The 9,655-nt window shown below is 69.7% G+C and carries 13 protein-coding genes; 5 read left to right on the top strand and 8 right to left on the bottom strand.

The features are described from left to right. Nucleotides 1-26: 26 nt before the first annotated feature. Complete coding sequence (locus ACFPM7_RS14215) at nt 27-686, bottom strand: YdcF family protein (protein ID WP_378247920.1); 660 nt, start codon at nt 684-686, stop codon at nt 27-29. A 21-nt stretch (nt 687-707) separates the two neighbouring features. Next, entirely contained in the window at nt 708-1,784 is a 1,077-nt protein-coding gene (locus ACFPM7_RS14220; protein ID WP_378247922.1) for a helix-turn-helix domain-containing protein, read from the bottom strand. Between the two features lie 272 nt (nt 1,785-2,056). Here ACFPM7_RS14220 and ACFPM7_RS14225 point away from each other — a divergent pair, with 272 nt between their 5' ends. The 4 genes from ACFPM7_RS14225 (at nt 2,057) to ACFPM7_RS14240 (ending at nt 3,474) form a co-directional block, all read left to right on the top strand. Then, nucleotides 2,057-2,305, top strand: coding sequence for a hypothetical protein (locus ACFPM7_RS14225; protein ID WP_378247924.1), 249 nt, complete (start codon nt 2,057-2,059; stop codon nt 2,303-2,305). Then, a complete protein-coding gene (locus ACFPM7_RS14230) occupies nt 2,302-2,535 on the top strand; it encodes a hypothetical protein (protein ID WP_378247926.1) in 234 nt (77 codons plus the stop codon). The genes ACFPM7_RS14225 and ACFPM7_RS14230 overlap by 4 nt, the downstream gene beginning before the upstream one ends. A gap of 41 nt (nt 2,536-2,576) precedes the next feature. Next, nucleotides 2,577-2,951 carry a helix-turn-helix domain-containing protein gene (locus tag ACFPM7_RS14235; protein WP_378247928.1) on the top strand — a complete coding sequence of 125 codons (375 nt, stop codon included), beginning with the start codon at nt 2,577-2,579 and terminating at the stop codon, nt 2,949-2,951. Nucleotides 2,952-3,072: 121 nt separating this feature from the next. Further along, entirely contained in the window at nt 3,073-3,474 is a 402-nt protein-coding gene (locus ACFPM7_RS14240; protein WP_378248014.1) for a Scr1 family TA system antitoxin-like transcriptional regulator, read from the top strand. On the opposite strand, the gene ACFPM7_RS14245 is transcribed toward ACFPM7_RS14240, so the two are convergent. After that, a complete protein-coding gene (locus ACFPM7_RS14245) occupies nt 3,475-3,963 on the bottom strand; it encodes an XdhC family protein (protein WP_378247930.1) in 489 nt (162 codons plus the stop codon). A gap of 40 nt (nt 3,964-4,003) precedes the next feature. Between ACFPM7_RS14245 and nudC the strand changes: the two genes are divergently transcribed. After that, nucleotides 4,004-4,822, top strand: a complete 819-nt coding sequence (nudC, locus tag ACFPM7_RS14250) for an NAD(+) diphosphatase (RefSeq protein WP_378247932.1) — start codon at nt 4,004-4,006, stop codon at nt 4,820-4,822. Here the strand turns inward: nudC and ACFPM7_RS14255 are convergent. The 5 genes from ACFPM7_RS14255 to ACFPM7_RS14275 form a co-directional block, all read right to left on the bottom strand. Then, nucleotides 4,805-5,593: a helix-turn-helix domain-containing protein gene (locus ACFPM7_RS14255; RefSeq protein ID WP_378247934.1), complete on the bottom strand. Its 789-nt coding sequence runs from the start codon at nt 5,591-5,593 to the stop codon at nt 4,805-4,807. The genes nudC and ACFPM7_RS14255 overlap by 18 nt on opposite strands. A gap of 125 nt (nt 5,594-5,718) precedes the next feature. Then, a complete protein-coding gene (locus ACFPM7_RS14260) occupies nt 5,719-7,278 on the bottom strand; it encodes an MFS transporter (protein ID WP_378247936.1) in 1,560 nt (519 codons plus the stop codon). After that, a complete protein-coding gene (locus ACFPM7_RS14265; protein WP_378247938.1) occupies nt 7,275-8,120 on the bottom strand; it encodes a thioesterase II family protein in 846 nt (281 codons plus the stop codon). Before ACFPM7_RS14265 ends, ACFPM7_RS14260 begins: the two co-directional genes overlap by 4 nt. Further along, nucleotides 8,117-9,232 (bottom strand): class II histone deacetylase, encoded by a 1,116-nt coding sequence (locus ACFPM7_RS14270; RefSeq protein WP_378247940.1) that lies wholly within the window; start codon nt 9,230-9,232, stop codon nt 8,117-8,119. The genes ACFPM7_RS14265 and ACFPM7_RS14270 overlap by 4 nt, the downstream gene beginning before the upstream one ends. Nucleotides 9,233-9,320: 88 nt before the next feature. After that, on the bottom strand, nt 9,321-9,626 hold the full coding sequence (locus ACFPM7_RS14275) for a hypothetical protein (protein ID WP_378247942.1): 306 nt from the start codon (nt 9,624-9,626) through the stop codon (nt 9,321-9,323). Nucleotides 9,627-9,655: the final 29 nt, after the last annotated feature.

Genomic DNA, 9,655 nt, shown 5'->3' on the forward strand with positions numbered 1-9,655 from the left:
AGGACCTGGTGTGCACGATTGTGGCGTCAGGACGTCATCAATCTGCTGTCGAAGCCCGCGCTGACGAGGCGGTGGTAGGCAGCCAGAGTGTTGGCTGGCACGTTCTGCTCGACGGCGAAGCCTTGCTTGGGGTACTCGATGATCCGTTGCAAGTCGCCTACCAGCATGTCAACGACCAACTTCTCATCACCAATAGATCGCACGTAGTCGGCGAACTTGAGCGGCTCGGATGTGCAGACGACCTCGACTTCGGGCCAGACTTTCTGGGATGTGGCGTAGGCGCGCCGCTCCATGTAGGGCTTGGACACGATGAGCACTGAACGGGGAGCGTGGCCAGCTTCGGTCAGTACGGCACGCGAGAGCGAGATGTTCTGCCCTGTATTACCTGCTTCGGTTTCAACCAAGACGGCGCTATCTGGCACTCCGGCCGCGATGGCGTGCTCTCGGTAGTGCACGGCTTCACCGCGCGGAAAGCGCTCGGCGGTGGTCGGGCTGTTGCCGCCGCTGAAGACGAGAAGTGGAGCTACGCCCGCTCGGTACAGCTCGGCAGCATAGGTCGCAACACCAAGGTCATGGCTACCCAGGCCAATGGCCACGTCACACGGCCGCAGCTCGTGTCCCATCTGATGGTAATCCCAGATGAGTTCAGCGTCCTGCAACTGGTTTTCGGTAATGCCTGCCGCCATGAACTGGTCGCCTTTCAGGGGTCAGCTAGCCTGCTCGAAGGCATACCGAATACCTTCGATACTGTCTAGTTGGTGGGACATTCCGTAGGCGCGAGCCATGCCCGCCGCCTTTGTCAGGAGTTGAAGGCCACTGTCGGAAGTTTGGTCGTCCGACAGCAGAATATGCGCGTGAGCGGTATCCAATCGGACGCGCTGCATGGGGGAGTCTATGGCGCGCGCCGAAAGAGCCACGTCGATGTACCGCAGCGCGTTGGATAGGTCGCCAGAGCTTCGATAGGCCAGTGCGAGCTTCTGATGTGCTACTTCCCAGTCAACCGGCTCTTCCAGTTCCTCGAACTGTCGCTTCGCCTCGTCCATAGCCCGGATTGCGTAGGTGGTATCACCGCGCTTGCTCAGCGCCGTGCCTATCCAGAGCCTGGCGCGGGAACGGTCACAAGGGCTCAGCCGCTCATCTTCGGCTAGTTTCTCGTACCGCGTGGCGGCGAGCTGCAACTGGCCACTCATTTCGTCAATGACGGCCATTGACAGCTCGGTTTGCGCTGCGCGGCGGGGGACGTTCAGGCTCTGGAACAGTTGATGGGCCCTGCGGTAGGTCTGCCGGGCTGACAGGGCGCCGCGAATCTCCCCTTGGTCGCGTTGCAAGTCGCCAAGTAGTGAGGTTGACCGGGCATGCAGGTACAAGCCGTGACTATCCAAGTTGTGCGGATCGAATCGTCGCAGCCAGCGGTCAACAAGGCTGGCGGCCAGCTTGAAATCCTGGTGTGCGAGACAGGCGGCGGCCCGCCCAAGATCGTCTGTCCAAGTTTCGTAGTCCCATTCGCGCGGGGAGTTCTGGTAGTACCCCTTTAAGGGTGTATTTCCGTCCTCCAGGAGTAGCAATTCAAAGCGAAGTTTGGCTTCTGCGTCGGCCCGGGACAAGGCAGTATCCAGTATCGCCTGTTTGTCCGGCCGTGGTGCCGTATCTGCGCCAAGGGATTCCCACTTGGTCACCGTGCGGACGGCGACACCGAGGTAGTCGGCGAAGGCGCGGACGCTCAAACGCAGGGCGCGACGAAGCGCCTGCGCTTCGCGCCCTGACCAGTGCCGTACCGCTGCCACGTACCGCCGCCCTTCAAGGTCTCCACACCCATGCAACCACGCCGCGCGCTGATGGTGCACCACAAGTGCAACGGAAGTGCCACACCCGTTCCTTCCTGGTTGTACCTCCTCTGACCAGGCTAGATGGCAAGGCACCCACCCCCGAATGCGTCATCCGGAACGGCCGCGCCCTCTGACCTCGTGCCCCTGGCGCGGTCTTCCCCGGTTCTCTGCGGACAGCTTCGGGGCCCGGTGCCATCCATGCCGATGCTCAACTTTTGTGGGAGGAAGCAATGCGAGTTGATCTCAAGGTCGGTGCTTGGGTCTCGGTGGATGACTACTGCCCGATGGAGTTCTCCATTGACGGTGACGGGAATGCGGAGCTGCTGTTGGGTGACCGTTCCGACGGCTTCGAGCTGCTGTACAGCCCGGTGGCCTTGGAGCGGTTCTTGGTGCTCGGTGCTGAAGCGCTGAAGAAGTCCGAGAAGTACCTGGCCGAAGAGAAGGCGGCCGAGCTGGCAGCGGCGAGGGCTGGTGGATGAGCGGCGCACCGGTCGTCTACGGCTACGTGCGCAGCATGGTCGACGACCCGACCTGTGTCGCCGAGTGCAAGGAACAGTTGGGCTCCCGGTGTACTCGGGAAGGGTGGGCGCTGGGGACCGTGTTCGTGGACTGCGGCGGAGCGGTGGATGACGAGCGCATCGGCTTCCCGGGGCTGTTGGACGCGCTGGCCTTGCCCACCGCGTCGGCGGCCTTGGCGCTCAACGCCTGATGCACGAGACAGCCGCGCAGACCATCCGTACCCATCCCCGGGTGGCGCTCTCGCCCGCCGTGGCCCGGCGGATGTTGTGCTTCGACCTGGAACAGCTCATGGGCACCGCCGGGGTGACCCACCAGGCGCTTGCCGAGTGTTTCGGCGTGTCCAGGCCAGCGGTGACGGCGGCCATGCAGGGCAAGACGCTGTTCAGCCGCCCGGCCGTGGAGGTGATCTGCAAGCGACTGGAGCGAGAGGAGTGGTTGCCGCGCCTGGAAGGACTGCTGGCTACCGCCCGGCGTACGCCGGGCATGCCTAAACCCCAACCCGGGCCACGCAACGTGGGATTGCTGGTGGGGTTGGAAGCCTACGCCGATAACGTGACGATCTTTGACCCATGGCTGGTGCCTGTCCTGCTGCAAAACCAGATGTAGGCCACCGCCCTGACCCAATCGGACGATGCCGCGCACAACGCGGTGAGGGGGCAGCGGCAGGCAGCGGTGCTCACTGGTACTGATCCGTTGCGGTTTCGGTGGATCACGAGCGAAACGCGCCCTGCATCGCCGGGTCGGGAGCGTGACCGTCGCCGCCGACCAGCGGACGTTCCTGGTGGAGATGGCCGAACGGGACACCATCACCGTTTCGGTCATTCCTGGCACGACAGACCTACCGCCTGTCGCCCCGTTCTGTCTGGTGCACGGCACGCCATCGGTGGCGGTGGAAACCAGCCGCCTGACCGTGCACTACGCCACCGATCCGGTTACCGTCGGCCACCTCACCCACCTGGCACATAGCCTGACCCGGCGCGCACTGAGCCCGAAGACTCGGCGAAGCTCATCCGAGAGGCGCGGCGATGAGCAACACGACGGACACGGCGACGACGTCGTGTCATCGCCGAGCTGGCGCTGGCTGTCGCGGGTCAGGGCTCCAGTACGGCCGTCATGGTGGTCGGTGTAGCTAGAACTCGAACCCGCCCGGCCTGCCGTTGCGTTCGGCGATCAGCCCCGCCAGCGTCGCCACCGCGATCTCCGCGGGCGTGCGCGAGCCGATGTTCAGCCCGATCGGCCTGCGCACCCGCGCGATCTCCGGCTCGGCCACACCCAGGGAGCGCAGCGCCGTCAGGTGCGGGCCGGGATGGCGCGGGTTGCCCATCAGGCCGATCCAGCCCGCCGGGGTCGCCAGCGCGTCGCGCAGCAGCGGGCCCAGTTCGGCGCGGTGGTGGTCGGTGAGCACCACCGCCGCGCGCTCGTCCAGCTCCGGGATCGTCTCCAGCGCGCGCACCGACGCGCGCGCGGGCTGCGGGTCGACCAGCACCGGGTCGTAGCCGAGGTCGGGGGCGTAGCGCAGCAGGTGATCGCCGACGGCGGAGGCGAACACGATGACCAGCGCCCGGCTGGTGTCCTCGGTCGCGGCGCCGTGGGCGACGGCACAGGAGGGGTCGGTCATGACCGCAGTCTGGCGCACCCGCGCGATCTAGGCTGGACCAGTGATCAACGACGCTCACGCCATCGCCTACACCGGCCTCACCCTCGACCGCTCCCGCCCCGCCGACGACGCCTGGTTCGACGCCGCGCGCACCGAGCCGGGGGCCAGGGCCCTGGCCTTCTGGGACGGGCGCTGCGCCGTGCGCGACGGCGGCCCGGTGACGGTCCCGGTCACCGGCGACGCCGTCTACCTCGGCCGCGACCACGCCCCGCTGTTCGCCGTCGACCTCGCCGACGAGCCGGACGAGACCGCCGACATCCGCGCGATCCACCGCGACCTGCCCGGCGAGGACGCGACCCGCCTGGCCTACGCGCGCGGACTGCTGCACTGGCACCGCGGCCAGCGCTTCTGCGGCGCGTGCGGGGCGCCCGCCGAGCCGAGGGCGGGCGGGCACCTGCGGGTCTGCACCGGCTGCGCCAAGGAGCACTACCCGCGCATCGAGCCCGCCGTGATCGTCCTGGTCGAGCACGGCGAGCGGTGCCTGCTGGCCCGCCACCGCGGCGGGACCGGCTTCGCCACCCTCGCCGGGTTCGTCGAGATCGGCGAGGGCCTGGAGGACGCGGTGCGCCGCGAGGTGGCCGAGGAGACCGGGGTGGCCGTCGGCGCCGTGGCCTACCTCGGGTCGCAGGCGTGGCCGTTCCCCGCCGGGCTGATGGTCGGCTTCCGCGCGAGCGCCCTGTCCGAGCGGATCAGCGTCGACGGCGGGGAGATCACCGAGGCGCGCTGGTTCACCAGGGCCGAGGTGTCCGCCCTGCCCGAGCGCAGGCCGGACTCCATCGAGGACTTCCTCGTCACCGGGTGGCTACGCGGCGGCCCGTGAGCGCAGCACCGCCGCGGTGTGCTCGTCGGCCGGGTGCAGCGCCTCCACCGACAGTTCGGCGACGGTGACGTCCAGCGCGCCGCCGAAACCGGTGATCGTGCCGAGGAACGATAGCTCCCCGTCGGGGTCGCGCAGCCGCAGCGGCACCAGCACCTCGTCGGGGCCCGGCGGTGTGGGCCGCGGGATGTCGCCGGGGTAGGAGCACAGCTCGTCGTAGAGCTCGCCGAGCGCGTCGTCCGCGGTGAGGGTGATCTTGCGGCGCAGCCGGGCCAGCACGTGCTCGCGCCACTGGGCGAGGTTGACGATGCGCGGGGCGAGCCCGTCGGGGTGCAGGCTGGCGCGCAGGATGTTGACGGGCGGGTGCAGCAGCCGCGGCGCGATGCCCGCGAGCATCGCCCGCAGCGCCGCGTTGGCCTCGACCATCCGCCACCCGCCGTCGACGAGCGCGGCGGGGTAGGGGTCGTGCCCGCGCAGCAGCCGCCGCACCGCCACGTCGACCGGCACCATCCGGTCCGAGTCCAGTGTGGACTGCCCGTGCATGGGGGCGAAGCCCGCGGCGAGCAGCATGCGGTTGCGATCTCGCAGCGGGAGATCGAGGCTTTCGGCCAGCAGCAGCACCATGTCCCGGCTGGGCAGCGCCCGCCCGGTCTCCACGAAGCTGAGGTGGCGCGTCGAGATGTCGGCCTGCAGCGACAGATCTGACTGGCTGAGTCTGCGGTGTTCCCGCCACTGTCGCAGCAGGGTGCCTACCGGAACCTGTGCTGTGGTCATGCATTCTGACGATACGGACGCGAATCCCGCTCAGCCATTACCCGCCAGGTAATGGCGCACCCCGGACGCGCCGGGGCGGCGCCGGGGGACCGGGAGGTCCGCCGACGCCGCCGCCCGTGCTCGGCTCAGGTCGTCGCGGGCACCGCCTCCTCCGCGGGGGTCTCGACGGCCTGCTCCGGCTGCGAGCGGATGCCCCAGGCGACCAGGACGGCCAGGCCGAAGGACAGCGCCGCGCTGACGATGGCGATGGCGGCCAGACCCCCGGTGAACGCCTCCTGCGCCGGTGCCAGGATCGAGGCGGCCAGGTCGGCGGGCAGGTTCGCGACCGCCGCGGCCCCGTTGGCCAGCGTGTCCCCGACAGCCGTGGCCGTCTCGGCGGGTGTGCCCTCCGGAACGGTGACCTGCGCCCGGTAGACGGCGGTGCCGAGGCTGCCCAGCGCCGCCACGCCGAGGGCCATGCCCAGCTCGGTGCTGGTCTCGGAGATCGCCGAGGCCGAACCGGCCTGCTCGGGCCGCGCCGAGCCGATGATCAGGTCGGTGCCCAGCGCCACGACTGGGCCGCCGCCTGCGTACAGGATGGTGAAGGCCACGATCAGCGTCGTGACGCTCGTGCCCGCCTCGACCAGCAGCAGGATCAGGTGCCCGGAGCCCGACAGCGCCAGACCGCCGGCGACCACCTTCGCCGGGCCGAACTTCGCGGCCAGCGCGGGGGAGAGCATCGAGGTGACGATCAGGCCGAACGCGGCGGGCAGCAGCCACAGGCCCGCGGCCATCGGCGAGCGGCCCGCGACCAGCTGCAGGTACTGGGTGACGAACAGGTACGTGCCACCGGCGATGAACATGGTCAGCAGCAGCGCCGAGGCCGAGATCGTGAACGCCCTGCCGGAGAACAGCTTGACGTCGATCAGCGGGCTGGCCACCGACTTCTGCCTTCGCACGAACAGCACCGCGATCGCCAGTCCGAGCACGATCGCGCCCACCGACAGCAGCGCGCCGCCGTCGGTCGCCAGGCCCTTGAGGCCGTAGATCACCGGCAGGATGGCCGCCAGCGACAGTGCCACGCTCGCCAGGTCCAGCTTGCCGCCCTCGGGGTCTTTGTACTCCGGCAGCAGCACCGGGCCGACCGCCAGCAGCAGCACCATGATCGGCACCGCGAGCAGGAACACCGCTCCCCACTCGAAGGACTGCAGCACCAGGCCGCCGATCACCGGGCCGAGCGCGGTGCCCACCGAGAACATCGTGACCCACACCGCGATCGCGAACCCGCGCTGGCGGTCGTCGGCGAACATGTTGACGATCAGCGACAGCGTCGAGGGCATCAGCGTCGCACCCGCGACACCGAGCAGGCCGCGGGCGATGATCAGCATCGTCGGGTCGCTGGCGTAGGCGGCGAACACCGACGCCGCCGCGAACGCCGCGCCGCCGATCAGCAGCAGCTTGCGCCTGCCGATGCGGTCGCCGAGTGTGCCCATCGTCACCAGGAAACCGGCGATCATGAAGCCGTAGATGTCGATGATCCAGAGCATTTCCTGGGCGCTGGCGCCCAGTCCGGCGCTGATGCTCGGCACGGCCAGGTGCAGCACGCTGACATCCATCGACACCAGCAGCGTCGGTAGCGCCAACACCGCCAGACCGAGCCACTGGCGCGTCCCCGCCTTCGGCGTGGGTTCGGTGGAGGTAGTCACAGAAGGTCCCTTTCGGATGAAGCCGCTACGGCGAACGGCCGACGGCTAGACGTGAGCGGAATGTCCCATATGTCGCTGACAAGATCGTTTCGTCGGCAACCGGATTCGAGCGCGTCCAGGACGTCACGCGCGACGGTCCGGGCGTTCTCTTGCTGGTAGAGGAAGAAGTGGCCGCCGGAGAGCGACCCGAACGTGAAACCTCCCGTTGTCTCAAGCGACCACAGATTCATCCGTTCGTGCATGACGATCGGGTCGTCCGGTGCGCCGAGAGCGATCATCGGCACCCGGGTCCCGGCGAGCGGTCGCCGGTAGGTCTCCAGCGCCGCCAGGTCAGCGCGGATCGTGCGCAGCGCGGCGGCGACGAAGTCGGCGCGCTCGGCCAGTTCCGCGGGAATGCCGCCGATGCGGCCCAGGTGCGCCAACAGCTCGTCGTCGCTGCCCTGGTGCAGGAACGGAGGCTCGCTCGGCAGGCACGGCGCCTGCCTGCCGGACACCACGAGCAGCTCCGGCGGGAAGCCGCGCGCCTCCATCTCCTTGGTCAACTCATAGCCGATCACACTGCCGAAGCTGTGTCCCACCACCGCGTACGGCAGCGGCTCCAGCTCGCCGATCGCCCCGGCCAGCCCGGCCACCAGCGGCGCCACCCGGTCCACCACCGGCTCACCGCCGCGGGCGCCCCGACCGGGCAGCTGCGCGACCAGCAGCTCCACGTCGGCGGGCAGCTCCGGCCGCCACGGCCGAAACGCCGACGGCCAGCCGCCCGCGTGCGGCACCGCCACCACCCGCGCCCTCGGCCGCACCCCCCGGGTGCGCGCGTCGCCGATCTCGGCCAGCCAGGTCACGACGCCACCGCCGCTCGGGCCAGCAGCGGGTGGTGGGCGGCCAGGTGCTCCAGCACGCGCGTCTGGTGGCGCTGGACGCGCTGGCCGGGCAGGTGCTCCAGCGAGTGCAGGAACGGGTCGTCGGGGGCGGGCAGACCGGCGATGGCCGACGCGGTCGCCAGCACCAGCGTCGGCTGGTACCAGGCCGAGTAGCCGCCCTCGTGCGCGAAGACGACCTTGCCGCCGGTCAGCTCCTCGGCCAGCTCGCACAGGAAGGAGGTCATCGCGTGGAACGTGCGGCTGGTCGCCATCATCCGGCCCATCGGGTCGTGCCCGCTGGCGTCCAGGCCCGCCGCCACCAGCAGCAGTTCCGGTCCGAACGCGCGGGCCGCGGGGCCCACGATCCGCCGCATCGCCGCCAGGTAGGCCTCGTGGCCGCTCCCGGCGGGCAGCGGGATGTTGAGCGTCGTGCCCGCGCCCGCGCCCGCCCCGGTCTCGCGGACGGTGCCCGAGCCGGGCGGGAACAGGCCGTCCTGGTGGATGGAGATGTAGAGGACGTCCGGGTCGTCGTAGAAGGCGCGCTGGATGCCGTTGCCGTGGTGGACGTCCCAGTCCAGCACCAGCACCCGGCGCGCGCCCCTGCGCTGCGCGGTGCGGGCGGCGACGGCGAGGTTGTTGTACAGGCACAGCGCCATCGCCCGGTCCGGCTCGGCGTGGTGGCCGGGCGGGCGGACCAGGCAGTAGGCGCGGTCGAAGCGCCCGTCCAGGACCGCGTCCGCCGCCTGCACGCAGGCCCCGACGGCCAGCCGCGCGGCGCGGGCGCTGTGGTAGTTCACGTGGGCGAACACCCCGGCGTCGCCGCCGCCCAGCGCCGAGGTCGCCTCCACCCGCTCGATGTGCTCAGGGGTGTGCACCAGCAGCAGCTCGTCGTCGGTGGCGGGCTCGGGGGTCAGCTGGGTGTAGGACTCGATCACGCCGGTGGCGCGCACCAGGCCCTCGGCCCGGCGCAGGTCGGGGTCCACGGCGAACTGCCGCAGCGGCTCGACACCGGGGCCGACCGGCACGTAGCCGGAACCCATTCCGGGGTCGTGCCAGTAGCAGATCTCGTGGCTGTACCAGGCAAGGGAAGGCATGGCGTCCTCTTCGGGCGTCCTTTTCGGATGGTCAGGGAGGTCCCGGCGGCTCCGCAGGCTCAGGTCGGAGCCGCCGGGGGTCACTCGGTCAGGCCGCGACGCCCGCCCGCACGAGGGTCAGTCCCGATAACTCGGCGATGCGGCCCCGGTAGTAGGAGCGCTCCTCGTCCGGGGTGCCCTTGGTCTCGAACGTGGTCTCCAGCCAGCCGAGCACTTGCTCGGCTTCGGGGTGCGCCAACTCGCGGTCGCCCAGCTCGGCCTCGAAGGCCCGGATGCGCGAGGCGGGCTCCAGCACGCCCACCGCGTACTGCGCCTGGTCGGTGTTGCTGTTGCGGGTGCAGGCAATGGCCTTCAGGACGGCGCTGAAGAAGGCCTTGCTGTTGATGCGGGTCATTGCTGTTCTCTCCTCCACTGGGTTCTTGC

The sequence above is a fragment of the Actinokineospora guangxiensis genome, assembly GCF_042657845.1.
Classification (GTDB): Bacteria; Actinomycetota; Actinomycetes; order Mycobacteriales; family Pseudonocardiaceae; genus Actinokineospora; species Actinokineospora guangxiensis.